The 16683-nt window shown below is 72.5% G+C and carries 16 protein-coding genes; 9 read left to right on the top strand and 7 right to left on the bottom strand.

Translation table 11 applies throughout. The features are described from left to right. The 5 genes from AB0C33_RS25390 to AB0C33_RS25370 all read right to left on the bottom strand — a co-directional run bounded on the left by AB0C33_RS25390 (position 1) and on the right by AB0C33_RS25370 (position 6005). Positions 1–642 carry a ComEA family DNA-binding protein gene (locus AB0C33_RS25390; protein ID WP_358291975.1) on the bottom strand — a complete coding sequence of 214 codons (642 nt, stop codon included), beginning with the start codon at positions 640–642 and terminating at the stop codon, positions 1–3. Between the two features lie 686 nt (positions 643–1328). Further along, complete coding sequence (locus AB0C33_RS25385) at positions 1329–2144, bottom strand: DegV family protein (RefSeq protein WP_358291973.1); 816 nt, start codon at positions 2142–2144, stop codon at positions 1329–1331. 35 nt (positions 2145–2179) lie between these two features. After that, entirely contained in the window at positions 2180–3388 is a 1209-nt protein-coding gene (gene hutI / locus AB0C33_RS25380; RefSeq protein ID WP_125633626.1) for an imidazolonepropionase, read from the bottom strand. Between the two features lie 427 nt (positions 3389–3815). Beyond that, positions 3816–5228 carry a GTPase HflX gene (gene hflX / locus AB0C33_RS25375; protein ID WP_352322792.1) on the bottom strand — a complete coding sequence of 471 codons (1413 nt, stop codon included), beginning with the start codon at positions 5226–5228 and terminating at the stop codon, positions 3816–3818. An 84-nt stretch (positions 5229–5312) separates the two neighbouring features. Beyond that, complete coding sequence (locus AB0C33_RS25370) at positions 5313–6005, bottom strand: DUF4097 family beta strand repeat-containing protein (RefSeq protein WP_358291971.1); 693 nt, start codon at positions 6003–6005, stop codon at positions 5313–5315. 157 nt (positions 6006–6162) lie between these two features. On the opposite strand from AB0C33_RS25370, the gene aceB reads away from it, so the two are divergent. From aceB to AB0C33_RS25335, 7 genes are all read left to right on the top strand, one after another. After that, a complete protein-coding gene (aceB, locus tag AB0C33_RS25365) occupies positions 6163–7740 on the top strand; it encodes a malate synthase A (protein WP_358291969.1) in 1578 nt (525 codons plus the stop codon). 196 nt (positions 7741–7936) lie between these two features. After that, complete coding sequence (locus tag AB0C33_RS25360) at positions 7937–9376, top strand: FAD-linked oxidase C-terminal domain-containing protein (protein ID WP_358291967.1); 1440 nt, start codon at positions 7937–7939, stop codon at positions 9374–9376. Then, positions 9376–10569: an FAD-binding oxidoreductase gene (locus AB0C33_RS25355; RefSeq protein WP_358291965.1), complete on the top strand. Its 1194-nt coding sequence runs from the start codon at positions 9376–9378 to the stop codon at positions 10567–10569. Before AB0C33_RS25360 ends, AB0C33_RS25355 begins: the two co-directional genes overlap by 1 nt. 2 nt (positions 10570–10571) lie before the next feature. Next, positions 10572–11774 (top strand): heterodisulfide reductase-related iron-sulfur binding cluster, encoded by a 1203-nt coding sequence (locus AB0C33_RS25350; RefSeq protein WP_358291963.1) that lies wholly within the window; start codon positions 10572–10574, stop codon positions 11772–11774. Beyond that, positions 11771–12520 carry an IclR family transcriptional regulator gene (locus AB0C33_RS25345; protein WP_352322772.1) on the top strand — a complete coding sequence of 250 codons (750 nt, stop codon included), beginning with the start codon at positions 11771–11773 and terminating at the stop codon, positions 12518–12520. The genes AB0C33_RS25350 and AB0C33_RS25345 overlap by 4 nt, the downstream gene beginning before the upstream one ends. A 38-nt stretch (positions 12521–12558) precedes the next feature. Then, complete coding sequence (locus AB0C33_RS25340) at positions 12559–13299, top strand: IclR family transcriptional regulator (RefSeq protein ID WP_358291960.1); 741 nt, start codon at positions 12559–12561, stop codon at positions 13297–13299. 4 nt (positions 13300–13303) lie between these two features. Then, the gene (locus AB0C33_RS25335; RefSeq protein WP_352322770.1) at positions 13304–13516 is read left to right on the top strand and encodes a DUF2277 domain-containing protein; all 213 of its coding nucleotides are present in this window, start codon (positions 13304–13306) and stop codon (positions 13514–13516) included. Between the two features lie 24 nt (positions 13517–13540). On the opposite strand, the gene AB0C33_RS25330 is transcribed toward AB0C33_RS25335, so the two are convergent. Continuing rightward, positions 13541–13951, bottom strand: coding sequence for a hypothetical protein (locus AB0C33_RS25330; protein ID WP_358291959.1), 411 nt, complete (start codon positions 13949–13951; stop codon positions 13541–13543). A gap of 93 nt (positions 13952–14044) precedes the next feature. Here AB0C33_RS25330 and AB0C33_RS25325 point away from each other — a divergent pair, with 93 nt between their 5' ends. Then, positions 14045–14722 (top strand): response regulator transcription factor, encoded by a 678-nt coding sequence (locus AB0C33_RS25325; RefSeq protein WP_352322768.1) that lies wholly within the window; start codon positions 14045–14047, stop codon positions 14720–14722. Continuing rightward, positions 14719–15978 carry a HAMP domain-containing sensor histidine kinase gene (locus AB0C33_RS25320; RefSeq protein WP_358291957.1) on the top strand — a complete coding sequence of 420 codons (1260 nt, stop codon included), beginning with the start codon at positions 14719–14721 and terminating at the stop codon, positions 15976–15978. The genes AB0C33_RS25325 and AB0C33_RS25320 overlap by 4 nt, the downstream gene beginning before the upstream one ends. On the opposite strand, the gene AB0C33_RS25315 is transcribed toward AB0C33_RS25320, so the two are convergent. Further along, the gene (locus AB0C33_RS25315) at positions 15965–16633 is read right to left on the bottom strand and encodes an HNH endonuclease family protein (protein ID WP_358291955.1); all 669 of its coding nucleotides are present in this window, start codon (positions 16631–16633) and stop codon (positions 15965–15967) included. The two genes, AB0C33_RS25320 and AB0C33_RS25315, sit on opposite strands and share 14 nt — an antisense overlap. Positions 16634–16683: the final 50 nt, after the last annotated feature.

Here is a 16683-nt window from a genome sequence, read left to right as displayed (position 1 = left end):
TCAGACGCGGACCTTCGGCTTGATTTCTTCATACTTTCTCGGGCCGATGCCACTCACCTCGCGGAGCTGGTCCACGCTGGTGAAGCCGCCGTGGGCGGTACGGAACTCGGCGATCCTGGCGGCCAGCACCTCTCCCACTCCCGGGAGTTCTTCCAGTTGGTCGGGGGTGGCGGCGTTGAGGTCGAGGATGGCTGTGGCGGGGTCCGCGCCGGGATATCCGGGAGGTACGGCGGCGACGACCGCAGAGGGGGCACCCACGATGATCTGCTCTCCGTCGATCAGGCGTCGGGCCAGGTTGAGGGGGCCCGTGGAGGCGCCGTGTTTGAGCCCGCCCGCCGCCGTCACCGCGTCCGTCACGCGGGAGCCCTGCGGGAGCAGGTAGACGCCGGGGTTGCGGACCTTGCCCGCCACCTGGACGGTCACCTTGGCAGCGGTCGGGGACGGGGATGGAGGGGTTGTCGCGGGTGGCGGCGGGAGGGGCTCCGGAGTGGGCTGGGAGCGCCAGACGAAGAAGACGGCGACCGCGACGGCCAGGGCGCCGACGGCGACGAGCACGCGCAGACCGGGCTTGCTGAGGTCGATGGTGCTGGACGGCTGGGCCGAGGTGATGGCGTCGCGGAACGCTTGGAAGGTCGGGGGCATGGGTGCTGGGCTGCCTGTGACCCGCCGAGGGATGTGCGGGGGCGTCCCTGTGGCGGCCTGGGGCTCGATCCCCGGCCCGCTCCGACGCCCAACCCGACGCTCGGCTCTGGGGACGCTCTCCCCCGGCTCTGTCTGCTGCTCGGGCTGCCGCTCGGGCTGCGACATCGCCTGAGGCCCCGCCGAACGCCCGCCCCCCGATTCAGGCCGAGGCTCACCCCACAGCTCGGAAGCTGACTCAACCCCGCGCCCATCCCACCGCTCGGAGGAGGGCTCAACCCCGCGCCCATCCCACCGCCCGGGAGACGCGAACGCAGGAGCACCGAGCGCAGGAGCACCGAGCGCAGGAGAAGCGCTCGCGGAAGAGGCGGACGCAGAAGAAGTAGGCGCAGAGGGTGGTGGGGATGCGCTGAGTCGGGAGGTCGGAAGGTTCTGGGCCTCGTCGCCGTATGGATGTCGGTTGCGTCGTCCCGGACGCGGCCGCCGGGCAGGACTCGTGATCGACCGGAGCCTGGATTCGGCTATGGTCCGCTCTGCCGTCGGGTCCTGAGATCGCACGCCGACGAACCTAGGGATGCCACCCCCACCTCCGAGCCACCGAACCGAATTCTGGGGACGACGGAGCCAGGACACGAGACGACTGTGGAAAACACAGCACCGACCAGCCGAAGGCCCTCAAATAAGCCGGTTCACCCCTCGTACGCCGTCACAGTCACCCCCAGCATCCCCGGCCCCACATGAGCCCCGATCACCGCCCCCACCTCCACCACCCGCACCTCACGAACCCCCGCCACCCGCTTCGACAACCGCTCCCCCAACGCCTCGGCCCGCCCCCGAGCCCCCATGTGCTGCACCGCCACCCCGGCCCCGCCCAGTTCCACGGCCGCCTCCACCGCCAGGTCCTCCAGCCGTGCGATCGCCCGTCCCGACGTCCGCACCTTCTCCAGCAGGGAGATGCGCCCGTCCACGATGTGCAGCAGCGGTTTGATCATGAGGGCCGACCCGAACAACGACGTGGCGGCGCCGATGCGGCCGCTCCGTCTCAGGTACTCCAGGGTGTCCACGTAGAAGAAGGTCCGGGTGACGGCGGCGGTGCGGCGGGCGGCGTCGGCCACGTCGCCCAACGAGGCTCCTGCGGCGGCCGAGCGCGCCGCCGCCAGCACGGGATAGCCTAGGCCCATCGCGATGGACCGGCTGTCGATCACCTCCACCGGCACCGGCGCGTCCTTGGCCGCCGCGTGGGCGGACTCGACGGTGCCGGACAGTTCGCCGGACAGGTGGATCGAGACCACGCCCGTGGCGCCGGCGGCGGCCAGCTCGTCGTAGCAGGCCGCGAAGCGCGCGGGCGACGGACGTGAGGTGGTGACGGTGGCCAGGTCGCCGGTGAAGGTGTCCTCGTCGCGCGGGATGCCGCGGGCGACCACTTGTACCGGCACCACCGTCACACCGGGCACAGCGGGCAGGTAAGCAGTGGAATCGGTGACAACGACGACAGAGGGCGGCATATCCCGAGATTAGCCACCCGTTCCCGAGTCCGGGCTTACTGGACCGGCGTGCCGCCCCGCCAGACCCGGCGCGGCTTGAGCCCGAAGGACCAGGCGAAGGCGCCTTCGTGGTCGGCGTCCCACTGGACGATGTCGGCCAGCCGCCCGGGAGCCAGCACCCCGCGGTCGGGCGCCCCGAGGACGGTCGCGCCGCCCAGCGTGGCCGCGCGCAGCGCGTCGTTGACGCTCATGCCGAACGCCGACACCGCCATGGCGATGACCAGCGACATCGAGGTGATGCCGCAGTAGCCGGGGTTGTGGTCGCTGCCGAGGGCGATCTGCACGCCGTGCTTGATCATCTGACGGACCGGCGGCACGTGGCCGCGCTGCAGCGCCGTGGCCGGGCAGACCACCGCGGGCACGCCGTAGCGGGACATGATCGCGATGTCCTCGTCGGACATGTGGTGCAGACCGTCGGCGGAGGCGCAGCCGAGCTCGGCGGCCAGCTGCACGGCGCCGCGACGGCTGAACAGGCCGGCGTGGATGCGCGGGAGCAGCCCCACGTTGCGGCCCGAGGCGAGGACCCAGCGGGACTCCTCGGTGGTGAAGTGGCCCTCGTCGCAGTAGACGTCGACGCTGTCGGCGCCGGCCGCCGCCGCGTCGGCGCACCAGGCGCCCACGGCCTCGACGTACTCGCGCTGACGGCCGAAGTACTCGGGAGGCACGACGTGCGCCGCGAGGAAGGTGACGTGCACCCGCGGCATCATCGGCTCCTTCTCCAGCTCGCGCAGGAGCCGCACGTCGGCCAGCTCGCCGTCGCGGGTGAGGTGGTAGCCGGTCTTGGCCTCGACGGTGGTGGTGCCGCTGAGCAGCCAGCTCCGCAGCCGCTCGCGCACGCCGTTGCACAACGTCCAGGGGTCGGTGCCGCGCGTCACGGTGACGGTGGAGCCGACGCCGCCACCCGCCGCGGTGATCGAGGCCGCGCTGGAGCCGCCGGTGCGGATGGCCAGCTCGGCGTAGCGGTTGCCGGCGTAGACCGGATGCGTGTGGGCGTCGATGAGGCCGGGCGTGACGAGCGCGCCGCCGAGGTTCTCCACGTGATCGACGTCGACGATGTCGTCGACGACGCCGGGCACGCTCTGCGGGAGGTCGGGCGCCCGCCCGACCCAGGCGATGCGGTCGTTGTGCACGAGGATGGCCGCGTTGCTGAGGACCTCGTTACCCGTCCACAGGCGGCCGATGTTGGTCAAGAGCCGAACGGTCATCGCACCACCGCCCCCTGCAGGCGCAACACCCAGCGCACGGCCTGTGCCGCGCCCACTGAGTCCGCTCCGGGTCCGGACGACATGGGGGGTCTCCTGCTCTCATCCGCGTGATGTTGTGCGGTGACCGTATCGCCGGAGACATGACCCGGCGATTTCAGTTCAGTTACGTTATTTCACAGCCGGGCTTGGTGTACAGGGTTATTCGGAAGAAAGACCACTCATCCCATCCGTCACCCAGCCACGCCTTGCCCCCCTGGCCTCCGCTGACGACTGCCGCACTCAAGGTCATCATCCGAAACCCAGAACCGAAACCAAAAAACCAGACCAACGTTAGGTCTGGCCATCCTAGCAACCCCAGGGTTCCGGGACCACTGCACTATTTGGGCAGCTCTGCGCTACTTTGAGCGAGAGCTGCCCAGCCGTCCCGCTAAGAGACGCGTTCGACCGGCTTGCCTACCCGCTCCAGCTCCTGGAACAGGCTCGGCAGCACGCGGGCGTGCAGGACGGTGCCATCCTGGACGTGTTCCACGGAGAGCACCTCGCCCTCCTTGTGGGCCCGCGAGACCAGGTCGCCCCGGTCGTAGGGCACCAGCAGGTGGACCTCGTGGTCGAGGCGCGGCAGCCGCTCCTCGATGAGCCGCATGAGCTCGGGGACGCCCTTGCCGGTGCGGGCGGAGACCACGATGCTGTCGCGCTCGCGCCTGGCGATGCGGTCGAGCACCTCCTGGTCGGCCGCGTCGGCCTTGTTGATCACCACGACCTCGGGCACCTCGGAGGCGCCCTCGATGTCGGCGAACACCTCGCGGACGGCCGCGAGCTGACCCTCGGGGTCGGGGTGCGAGCCGTCGACGACGTGCAGGATCAGGTCGGCGTCGGCGACCTCCTCCAGCGTGGACCGGAACGCCTCGACGAGCTGGTGGGGCAGGTGGCGCACGAAGCCGACGGTGTCGGCGATCGTGAACAGCCGGCCCTCCGGCGTGCGGGCGCGGCGCACGGTCGGGTCGAGCGTGGCGAACAGCGCGTCCTCGACCAGCACGCCCGCACCGGTGATGCGGTTGAGCAGCGAGGACTTGCCCGCGTTGGTGTAGCCCGCGATGGCCACGGCCGGGACCTCGCGCCGCTGGCGCCGGTGGCGCATGGTCTCGCGCGAGGTGGACATGCCGCTGATCTGGCGGCGCAGCTTGGACATGCGGTCGCGGATGCGGCGCCGGTCGAGCTCGATCTTGGTCTCACCGGGGCCGCGGCCGCCGATGCCCACGCCGCCCGCGGCGCGACCGCCGACCTGACGGGACAGGTTGCCGCCCCAGCCTCGCAGACGCGGCAGCAGGTACTGCAGCTGCGCCAGCTCGACCTGGGCCTTGCCCTCACGGCTCTTGGCGTGCTGGGCGAAGATGTCGAGGATCAGCGCCGTACGGTCGATGACCTTGACCTTGACCGTCTCCTCCAGCTGGCGGAGCTGGCCGGGGGTCAGCTCGCCGTCGCAGATCACGGTGTCGGCGCCGGTCGACTCGACCACGTCGCGCAGCTCCAGGGCCTTGCCCGAGCCGATGTAGGTGGCCGGGTCGGGCTTCTGGCGCCGCTGGATGAGCCCTTCGAGCACCTCGGACCCGGCGGTCTCGGCCAGGAGCTTGAGCTCTAGCAGGGAGTTCTCGGCGTCTTCGGCGGTTCCGGAGGTCCAGACACCGACGAGGACGACCCGCTCGAGCCGCAGCTGCCGGTACTCGACCTCGGAGACATCCTGGAGTTCGGTGGAGAGGCCCGCCACGCGGCGCAGCGCCTGGCGCTCCTCGAGGTCCATGTCGCCGGTCTCGAACTCGTCGAGCGCGGTGTATTCGTGCATTCGTGTCATCTCTATGAGGGAACGTCTGGACACCTCGGTGTCTTCCCACGATGGTGGCACGACATCCCCGGCGTCATCACCTGGTTATCCCGCCGAGAGTGTCACGTTGCCGGAACTGGCGGTCAGCGAGATCTTGTGGGGGGAGCTCGGGTCGGACTTGACCGAGACGGTGGCGTCGCCGGAGTCCACGTCGGTCTTCACGTCGTAGGACCCCGTGGGCACCCTCAGGACGACGTCGCCCGAGTCGGCCCGCAGCTCCGCGCTGTCCGGCGCGGTGGCGTACTTGAGCTCGACGTTGCCCGAGTCGGCCTGGACGTACACCTTCTTGCCGGTCATGCCGGAGCCTTCGAGGTCGCCGGAGTCGAGCTTCGCGTCGAGCTGACCGCTCAGCGCCCGCAAGGTGATGTCACCCGAGTCGCTGTCGAGGTCGACGGCCAGCCCCCTGGGGATCTCGATCTTGTAGTCGACGCTGCAGCTCCCCCAGTTGGACGGGCAGTCGTACGTCACGAAAAGCGCCTGGCCCTCGACCTTGTGCTGCGGCTTGGGCTTGTCGTCGCCTCGCCAGCGCAACGTCTCGACGACCCGGACGGCGGTGCCGTCGGTCTCGGTGATCACCGTGTCGCCGGCGTCGCTCTTCAACTGCAGCTTGGAAACCTTGTCCGTCACCTGGTAGGACACGGTGTCCTGGTTCGTGGAACCGCCGAAGCTCTCGATCCGGCAACCCGTCAGCACCAGCGCGGCGGCCAGCAGCCCGCCCGCCACAGCAATCGTCTTCATGCCCCCGATCTTTTCGCGGGCATGACCCCCTCCGCATCGGGGATGCCCCCGACGACGCCCCAGGGGTACCCCAGCCTTTGACCCGGGAACCCTGAGCGGAGTAGCTTCACTTCCACAATCCAGAATCAGTTTTCCACTCTACGGAAAAGAGGGGGACATGGAGATCACCGGCCCGATGCTCGAACGGTTCGACGAGATCCTCACGCCGGAGGCGCTCGGCTTCGTGGCGGCTCTCCAGCGGGAGTTCGGCGCCAGGCGGCTGGAGCTGCTCGAAGCCCGCCAGACCCGTCAGGCGGAGCTGTCGGCCGGCGGGACGCTCGACTTCCTGCCGGAGACCAAGGAGGTCAGGGAGGGCGACTGGCAGGTCGCGCCGCCGGCCCCGGGCCTGGAGGACCGCCGTGTCGAGATCACCGGGCCGGTCGACAGGAAGATGACCATCAACGCGCTCAACTCCGGCGCCAAGGTGTGGCTGGCCGACTTCGAGGACGCCAACTCGCCCCTGTGGGAGAACTGCGTGTCCGGGCAGCTCAACCTGCGCGAGGCGCTCGACCGGGCGATCGACTTCGAGACCGGCGGCAAGACGTACGCACTGCGGCCCGACGACGAGCTGGCCACGATCGTGGTGCGCCCGCGCGGCTGGCACCTGGACGAGAAGCACGCCCAGGTGGACGGGCGGCCGGTGTCGGCGTCGCTGTTCGACTTCGGGCTCTACTTCTTCCACTGCGCGCAGCGTCAGCTGGACAAGGGCAAGGGGCCGTACTTCTACCTGCCGAAGATGGAGTCGCACCTGGAGGCGCGGCTCTGGAACGACGTGTTCACCCGGGCCCAGGAGCTCCTGGGCATCCCGTACGGCACCATCAGGGCGACCGTGCTCATCGAGACCTATCCGGCGGCGTTCGAGATGGAGGAGATCCTCTACGAGCTGCGCGACCACTCGGCCGGGCTCAACGCGGGCCGCTGGGACTACCTGTTCAGCGTGATCAAGAAGTTCCGCACGCGGGGGCGGGAGTTCCTGCTGCCCGAGCGGAACGCGGTGACGATGACCGCGCCGTTCATGCGGGCCTACACCGAGCTGCTGGTGCGCACGTGTCACAAGCGCGGCGCGCACGCCATCGGCGGGATGGCGGCGTTCATCCCCTCCCGGCGCGACCCCGAGGTCAACGCGGTGGCGCTGGAGAAGGTGCGGGCGGACAAGACGCGCGAGTCGGGCGACGGATTCGACGGCTCCTGGGTGGCGCACCCCGACCTCGTGCCGGTGTGCCGCGAGGTGTTCGACGGCGTCCTGGGGGCGCGGCCCAACCAGCTGGACCGGCTGCGCGAGGACGTCCGCGTCTCGACCGCCGACCTGCTGTCGGTCTCCGAGACGCCCGGCGAGATCACCGAGACAGGGCTGCGCAACAACGTCGACGTGGCCCTGCGCTACCTGGCCGCCTGGATGGGCGGGCTGGGCGCGGTCGCGATCCACAACCTCATGGAGGACGCCGCGACGGCCGAGATCTCCCGTTCGCAGATCTGGCAGTGGATCCACAACGACATCACGCTGGCCGACACCGGTGAGCAGGTGACCAAGGAGCTGGTCGAGCGGATCATCGCCGAGGAGCTGGCCCGGATCTCGGCCGAGCCGGGCTACGACGAGCGGCTGTTCGGGCAGGCGACGGCGCTGTTCAAGGAGGTGGCGCTGGACGACGACTTCGCCGAGTTCCTGACGCTGCCGGCGTACGCCCAGATGCCGTAGATGTTGAAATTTCCGCTTATGTCCGGCGCGCCAGCGCCGGACATAAGCGGACCCCCGCGAAATCCAGCCGATAAGCGGCCCCCCGAAATCCGGCCAATAAGCGGACCCCCCGAAACCCAGCCAAACTGCCTCCGAAAACTGGCCAGACCGGCGGAAACAGTCGCACACTAGAGGTGACGGATCTGGAGAGTGACTGGTGCTCGACACGCTGACGGCGGCGCTGCGCTCGCTGCTGCCTCCCGACTCGGTGATCACCGATCCGGTACGCCTGCGCACCTACGAGTGCGACGGGCTGACCAGCCACCGGGCGACGCCGGGCGTGGTCGTGCTGCCCGCGACGGCCGAGCAGGTCGCCGGGGTCGTCCGGATGTGCAACGACTTCGGGGTGCCGTTCGTGGCCAGGGGGTCGGGCACGGGCCTGTCCGGCGGCGCGCTCCCCCGCGAGGACGGCGTGCTCATCGTCACCTCGAAGATGCGCCGGATCCTGGAGATCGACCTGCCCAACCGCAGGGCCGTGGTCGAGCCGGGCGTGACGAACCTGGCGATCACCGAGGCCGTGCGCGACGCGGGCTACTACTACGCCCCCGACCCCTCCAGCCAGCAGGTCTGCTCGATCGGCGGCAACGTGGCGGAGAACTCCGGCGGCGCCCACTGCCTCAAGTACGGCTTCACCGTCAACCACGTCGAGGCGTGCGAGATCGTCACCCCCGACGGCGACCTGGTCGTCCTCGACCGCATGGACCCGGGCTACGACCTGCTCGGCGCGTTCGTCGGCTCGGAGGGCACGCTGGGCGTCGCCACCAGGATCACCGTGCGGCTGAGCCGGGCGCCGGAGGCGGTGACCACGGTGCTGGCCGCGTTCGAGGACATCGAGCGGGGCGGCCGGGCGGTGTCGGCGATCATCGGGGCGGGCATCGTGCCGGCCGCGATCGAGATGATGGACGCGCTGGCCATCGAGGCCGCCGAGGCGGCGGTCGCCTGCTCCTACCCGCGGGGGGCGGGCGCGGTGCTGATCGTCGAGCTGGACGGGCCACGGGAGTCGGTCGAGCGGGAGTTCGCGCGGCTGACGGAGATCTGCTCGGACGCCTTCGAGCTGCGCGTGGCGGCCGGTCCCGAGGAGCGCGCGGCCATCTGGAAGGGGCGCAAGTCGGCCTTCGCGGCGGTCGGCCGGATCAGCCCGGCCTACATCGTCCAGGACGGTGTCGTGCCGCGCACGTCGCTGCCGGGCGTGCTGGCGGCCATCGACCGGCTCTCGCGCGAGCACGGCATCAGGGTGGCCAACGTCTTCCACGCCGGCGACGGCAACCTGCACCCGCTGGTGCTGTTCGACGACGCCGAGCCGGGGGCGGGCGAGCGGGCCGAGGCGGTCTCGGGCGCGATCCTCGACCTGTGCGTCGAGCACGGCGGCTCGATCACCGGCGAGCACGGCGTCGGGGTGGACAAGGCCCGCTACATGCCGAAGATGTTCACCGGCGCCGATCTGGACACGATGCAGCTCGTCCGGTGCGCGTTCGACCCGGGCGGCCTGTCCAACCCGGGCAAGGTGTTCCCCACGCCGCGGTTGTGCGGCGAGGTGCCGGGCGTGCGCAAGGGCGCGCACCCGCTGGTCGAGTCGGGCAGGGCGGAGCAGTTCTGATGGCGGATCCGTTCTCGGGCACCGGCGTGCCGGTCAGGGCGGCCGGGCCCGAAGACCCGGCGCACGAGTGGGGGGCCCGGTGGGTGGCGCTGCCGGGGACCGTCGAGGAGGTCGCCGCCGTGCTGCGCGCGTGCGCCGCGGCCGACCTGGCGGCGGTGCCCTCGGGAGGCGGCACGAAGCTGCACTGGGGTCCGCCGCCGGAGCGGTGCGACGTGCTGCTCGGCCTGTCCCGCCTGGACGCGGTCCTGGAGCACGCGGCGGGCGACCTGGTGGTGCGCGCGCAGGCCGGCGTGCGGACTGCGGCGCTGGCCGCGGCGCTCGCGGCGCGCGGGCAGGAGCTGGCGCTCGACGTGCCGTTCGCCGGGCAGGCGACCGTCGGCGGCACCCTCGCCGCCGCCCTGCCGGGCCCTCGCGCCTTCCGCTACGGCACCGCCCGCGACCTGCTCATCGGCGTCACGGTGGTGCTGGCCGACGGCACGGTCGCCCGGTCGGGCGGCAAGGTGGTCAAGAACGTCGCCGGCTACGACCTCGGCAAGCTGTTCACCGGCTCGTACGGCACCCTCGGGGTGATCGCGGAGGCCACGTTCCGGCTGCATCCGCTGCCCGGCGAGCGGTGCTGGGTGGTCGCCGGGATGCCCGCGGACGACGTGCCGGACGTCGCGGCGGCGCTGGCGGCCGCGCAGGCCGAGCCGAGCGCGGTCGAGGTGGACCGTCCGGAGCCGGGCGGGCCGGTGACGCTGGCGGTGCTGGTGGAGGGCACGGCCGCGCGGGCACGCGCCGCGGCGCTGCGCGATCTGAGCGGCGGCGGGGCGGTGACCGGCGAGCCGCCGTCCTGGTGGGGGGTCGTCCCACGGGGTGAGGTGCTGGTCGAGGTGCGTTTCCCGCCCGCGGCGGCCGGCGCCGTGCTGCGGGCGGCGGCCGGTTGCGGCCTGTCGCTGCGCGGGTCGGTGGTCGCCGGCCGGGTGCTGCTGGAGCCGGGCGCGCCCGTCGCCGAGGACGCGCTGCCGGGCCTGGTGAACGGGCTGCGGGAGCGGGTCGAGGCCGCGGGCGGCCGGGTGAACGTGCTGGCCGCGCCGCACGCCGGGGTCGACAGGTGGGGGCGGGTGAGCGCGCTGCCGTTGATGCGGCGGGTCAAGGAACGGTTCGACCCCGGGCGCAGGATGTCGCCCGGACGGCTGGCGGGAGGCCTGTGACCATGGACCCGGAGCTGATCGGCGACTGCGTGCACTGCGGGTTCTGCCTGCCGACGTGCCCGACGTACGCGTTGTGGGGCGAGGAGATGGACTCGCCGCGCGGGCGCATCCACCTGATGAAGCAGCACGTCGAGGGCGTTCCGGTCACCCCGGAGATGGCCGGGCACTTCGACGCCTGCCTGGGCTGCATGGCGTGCGTCACGGCGTGCCCGTCGGGCGTGCGCTACGACCGGCTGATCGAGCAGACCCGCGCCGAGGTCGAGCGCACGCACGTGCGCGAGCCGCGGGATCGGGCGGTGCGGGAGATCGTGTTCAGCCTGTTCCCCTATCCGCGCAGGCTGCGGCTGCTGCGGCCGACGATGTGGCTGGCCGGGCGGATGGCGCCGTTCCTGACGCGGGTCCATCCGAGCCTGGGCGCCATGGCCGCGCTCGCGCCGCGCGTGGAGCACCGGCAGCGCCTGCCGCGCCTGGTCAGGGCCAGGGGCAGGCGCAGGGCCGTGGTCGGGATGCTCACCGGGTGCGTGCAGGGCGAGTTCTTCCCGCAGGTGAACGCGGCCACCGCGCGGGTGCTCGCGCTGGAGGGCTGCGACGTGCTCGTTCCGCCCGGGCAGGGCTGCTGCGGGGCGCTCAGCGTGCACGCCGGGCGCGCCGATCAGGCCCGGCGGCTGGCCCGCCGGACGGTCAGGGCGTTCCGGCGGGCGGGGGTCGAGACGGTCGTGGTGAACGCGGCCGGCTGCGGCTCGGTCATGAAGGAGTACGGCGAGCTGTTCGGCGCCGATCCCGGGTTCCGGGTGCGGGACCTGTCGGAGTTCCTGGCCGAGCTGGGCCCGGCGGCCAGGCGGCATCCGCTGCCGCTCACCGTCGCCTACCACGACGCCTGTCACCTGGCCCACGCCCAGGGCGTCCGGGCGCAGCCGCGCGAGCTGCTGCGCGGCATCCCCGGGCTGGAGCTGCGGGAGGTCCCCGAGTCGGCGATCTGCTGCGGGTCGGCGGGGACGTACAACATCCTGCAACCGGAGGCGGCCCGCGACCTCGGCGACCGGAAGGCCGGGGCGGTCGCCTCGACCGGGGCCGAGCTGCTGGTCTCGGCCAATCCGGGATGCACGATGCAGATCGCCACGGCGATGCGCCGGGCCGGGAAGGAGATCAGGGTGGCCCACACCGCCGAAGTGCTGGACGCCTCCCTGCGCGGGGTGTCGCTGTGAGCGTGCAGTCGGTCGAGCGGGCGCTCGACGTGCTGGAGGCGCTGGCCGAGCACGGCGGCGAGGCCGGGCTGTCGGAGATAGCGGCGCGGACGGGTCTGCCGTACGGGACCATCCACCGGCTGCTGCAGACGCTGCTCGCCCGCGGTTACGTGCGCCAGGAGTCCGACCGCCGGTACGCGCTGGGCGGCGGGCTGGTCCGCCTGGGCGGCATCGCGGAGAGCATGGTGGGCGGGTGGGCGCAGCCGTACCTGACGCGGATGGTGGAGCTGTCCGGCGAGACGGCGAACCTGGCGGTGCTCGAAGGGGACTTCGTCGTCTACGTGGCGCAGGTGCCCTCGCCGCGCAGGCTGCGCATGTTCGCCGAGGTCGGCAGGCGGGTGCTGCCGCACAGCACGGCCGTGGGCAAGGCGCTGCTGGCAGGGCGGGCGGCCGCGGAGGCGATGGCGGTGTTCGAGCGTACGGGCATGCCGCGGCGCACCCCGAACACGATCACCGACGCGGCCGGCATGCTGGCCGAGCTCGGCCGGGTCAAGGAGCGCGGCTACGCGACGGACCTGGGCGAGGAGGAGCTGGGCGTCCACTGCCTGGCGGTGCCCGTCCGGGACGGCGAGCGGGTGGTGGCCGCGATGTCGGTGTCGGGGCCGGCCGAGCGCATCGACGCCCTCGACCGCGACGAGCTGGCCGAGGGCATGCGGAGGATCGCCGCCGACTTCGGCCGCGAGCTCGCCCCGGCCTCGTCGAAGTAGCGCCTGCCGTCCGGCTCCGGCGGCTATTCTGTTGCGCTGTGAGCAACAGCACGACGGTTCAGTCCGTCGACCGGGCCATCGCGATCCTGGAGATCCTGGCCCGCGAGGGCGCCACCCGGGTGACGGACCTCGCGGTCGAGCTCGACGTGCACAAGTCCACCGCGTTCCGGCTGCTGGCCGCCCTGGAGCAGGGCGGGCTGGTGGAGCAGAGCGGCGACCGGGGGCGCTACCGGCTGGGGTTCGGCGTCGTACGGCTGGCCGGCGCGGCCACGGCCCAGCTCGACCTGTCCAGGGAGGGCCGCGAGGTCTGCCTGCGGCTGGCCGAGGCGGTCGGCGAGACCGTCAACATCGCGGTCCCCCAGGACGGCGACACGGTCAACATCAGCCAGGTGCGCGGCCCGGCGGCGATCAGCGGCCACAACTGGGTCGGCCAGCGCACCCCGTCGCACGCCACCTCCAGCGGCAAGGTGCTGCTCGCCTTCGGCGCCCTGCGCCTGGCCGGCGAGCTGGAGCGCTACACCCCGCGCACCGTCACCTCCCCGGACGGCCTGGGACTGGAGGAGATCAGGCGGCGCGGCTGGGCGGCCACGGTGGAGGAGCTGGAGGTCGGGCTGAACGCGGTGGCGGCGCCGATCAGGGGGGCCGACGGCTCGGTGGTGGCCGCGGTCAGCGCGTCCGGGCCGTCGTACCGGCTCACGCCCGAGCGGCTGCCCGAGGTCGGTGAGTTGCTGGCCGCGGGCGCGAGGGAGATAAGCCAGCGCATCGGCTATTACCGTTGAGACCATGTGCAGAAGCATCAAGACCCTGCGGCCGCCGTACGCCGAGAGCGTGACCGAGGACGACGTGCGGGCCGCCGCGCTCCAGTACGTCAGGAAGATCTCCGGATTCCGCGCCCCGGCCGCCCACAACGCCGAGGCGTTCGACCGGGCCGTGGAGGCGATCACCAGGGCGTCCGAGGAGCTGCTGGGGGCGCTGGAAGTCCGCGGAGGCCGGTGACCTGTCCGTGCCCCGGCGGGCCGGTCAGCGGGTGGCGGGGCCGTCGGGGGCGCAGAAGATCTTGAGTTCGACCTCCTCGCCGTCCTCCGGCTCGAACTCGACCTTCGCCTCGCGGGCCGGGCCGGGCTGGACGCCGTCCACCGAGTAGCCCTGGGCCGGGCTCCAGGAGCGCAGGGTGACCAGGCCGCCGGAGCAGGAGGCGATCACCGTGCCGGCCTCGGTGCGCATGAGCCGGTCCTGGGCGCGCGCGGACGTCCGCGGCACGGGCGTGGCGGCGCGCGCGGTGGCGGTGGAGAGCGCGGCGCGCACCTCCGGCCCGCTGAGCACGCGGCTGGACGTGCCGGTCACCCCGGTTCCGAGCAGGCCGAGCACGGCCACGGCCGCCCCGGTCGCGGCCGCCGCGGTGACGGCCCAGGCCAGCACGAGACGCTTCACGCTCCCACCCTCCCCCACGTACGGCTAAGCGCAGGTTAAGGCGACGCTAACGATGCCCGGTGCATCACCACGGACCGTCTACGGTTTGGGTATATGGCTGACATCCTGCTCATCGAGGACGACGTGACCATCCGGACGTCGTTGAGCCGGGGCCTGCGCGATCTCGGCCACGCGGTCTCCTCCTCCCCGACCGCGCTGGAGGGGTTGCGGCTGGCCGTGCAGGACCGTCCCGACCTGATCGTGCTCGACCTGGGCCTGCCCGACCTCGACGGCGTCGAGCTGCTGCGCATGTTGCGGGCGGTGAGCCGGGTGCCGGTGATCGTGGCGACCGCCCGCGACGGCGACGCCGAGATGGTGCCCGTCCTGGACGCGGGGGCCGACGACTACGTGGTCAAGCCGTACAGCGCCCGGCAGCTCGACGCCCGGGTGCGGGCGGTGCTGCGGCGCGCGGGCGAGGCCGCGCCGGAGCCGCTGGCCGTGGGCGGGCTGCGGGTCGATCCCCGGGCGCGCACGGCCACGCTCGACGGGGTGTCCCTCGACCTCACCCCGCGCGAGTTCGACGTGCTGCACTTCCTCGCGGCCCGGCCCGGCGAGGTGGTCACCAAGCGCGAGCTGCTGACGGAGGTGTGGCGGCTGCCGTACGGCGGCGCCGACAAGACCGTGGACGTGCACCTGTCGTGGCTGCGCAGGAAGCTCGGCGAGACCGCGGCCGAGCCCCGCTACCTGCACACCGTCAGAGGCGTCGGGGTCAAGCTGGTCGGGCCGTCGTGAGGCGCTGGCTGGCGCTGCTGGTGGCGGCGACGACGTCGCTCGTGCTGATCGCCCTGCTGGTGCCGATGGCGCTGCTGATCGGCACGGTGGCCGAGAACGGCGCGATGAGCCGGGCCACCGCCGCCGCCGAGTCCGTCGCGGTCGCGGTCGGCACGCCCGACCTGCCGCTGGCCGTCGAGCAGGTGCCGCGGCGCGTGACGGTGTTCCTGCCCGGCGGGGGCACGATGGGCGCGCCCGCCGCCCGCTCCGACGCCGTGCGGCTGGCCGCGACGGGCCGCAGCGTGACCGCCGCCGCCCCCGGCGGCCGGGAGGTGCTGGTCTCGGCGCAGTCCCCCGACGGCACGGCCGTGATCAGGGTGTTCGTGCCGGACGACGAGCTGACGCACGGCGTGCGGGCGGCCTGGGTGGCGCTGCTCGTGCTCGGGCTGGGGCTCATGGTGCTCGGCATCGTGCTGGCCGACCGGCTGGCGCTGGCCGTGACCAGGCCCGTGGTCGGGCTGGCCCGCGTGTCGCACCGGCTGGCCGGCGGCGACCTGAGCGCGCGGGCCGAGCCGGGCGGGCCGCCGGAGGTGCGGTCGGTGGCGCTGGCGCTCAACCATCTGGCCGGGCGCATCGGCGACCTGCTCGCCGCCGAGCGCGAGTCGGTCGCCGACCTGTCCCACCGGCTGCGCACGCCGCTGACCGGGCTGCGGCTGGAGGCCGAGTCGCTGCGCGACCCGGAGGAGGCCGCCCGGGTCCAGAACAGGGTGGACGCGCTGGAGCGGGCGGTCAGCGCGGTCATCACCGAGGCGCGACGGCGCTCGGCCGGGCGCGGCTCGTGCGACGCGGCCGAGGTCGTGCGCGAGCGGGTGCGGTTCTGGTCGGTGCTGGCCGAGGACCAGGGGCGGCCGGTGTCGGTGTCGCTGCCCGACGCGCCCGCGCCGGTCGCCGTCGGCGGCGAGGAGCTGGCCGCGTGCGTGGACGCGCTGCTCGGCAACGTGTTCGCGCACACCCCGGAGGGGACCGCCATGGCCGTGCGGCTGTCGTCCCGGCCGGCCGGGGCCCTGCTGGTCGTCGAGGACTCGGGGCCGGGGTTCGACCCGGGGTCGCTGGAGCGGGGGATCAGCGGGGGCGGCTCGACCGGCCTGGGGCTGGACATCGCGCGGCGCACCGCCGAGTCGTGCGGCGGCACGCTCGCCGTCTCGGCGCCCGAGGGCGGCGGGGCCCGCGTGGAGCTGACGCTGACCGCCCCCGGCGGGGCTCTCAGCAGTCCTTGAGTATGCCTTCCATCGCGCTCTTCTCGCCGTCGGTGATCCAGACGTCGTACTTGCTCTTCACGTCGATCTGGCGGGCGATGTAGGCGCACCGGTACGCCTTGCGCGGCGGCAGCCAGGTGGCCGCGTCGGAGTCGCTCTTCTGGTTGTTCAGCGGGCCGTCCACCGCCAGCAGGTTCAGCGGGTCGTTGGCGAACTCCTTGCGCTTGGTGGGCGACCACTGCTGCGCGCCCTTCTGCCAGGCGTCCGACAGCGGCACCAGGTGGTCGATCTGGACGGCCGTGCTGGTGTCCTGTCCGCGCTTGAACTTGATGGTCTTGCCGCTGTAGGGGTCGTCCAGGGTGCCGGTGAGGACGATGCAGTCGTGGGTGCCCGACTTGAACGTCTCGTCCTTCAGGTCGCGCTTGAGGATGTCGTTGCGGGTGTCGCAGCCGTTGTGGTCGACGTCGGCCCAGGCGGGGCCGAACTCGTCGCGGTCGAAGCCGGTGCGCGGGGCTCGGCCCTTGACCTTGAGCTTGTCCAGCTTCTTGCGGGCGTCCGAGACCGACGCGGAGTCCGGTTTGGCCGGGTCCGGGCCGCCCGACTGCGCCTCCAGGCCGCTGCAGCCGGCCAGCATCGTCACCATGGCCAGACCGGCCGTGAACGCCCGTGTGCGCACGTGATCCCCCAGACTTCGGTTTTCGTAAAGTCTAGGTATAGCAAGTACCC

This window comes from Nonomuraea sp. NPDC048881, assembly GCF_040649795.1.
GTDB lineage: Bacteria > Actinomycetota > Actinomycetes > Streptosporangiales > Streptosporangiaceae > Nonomuraea.
The sequence above is the reverse complement of the archived record's forward strand: the minus strand, read 5'-3'. Positions and strand labels throughout refer to the sequence as shown.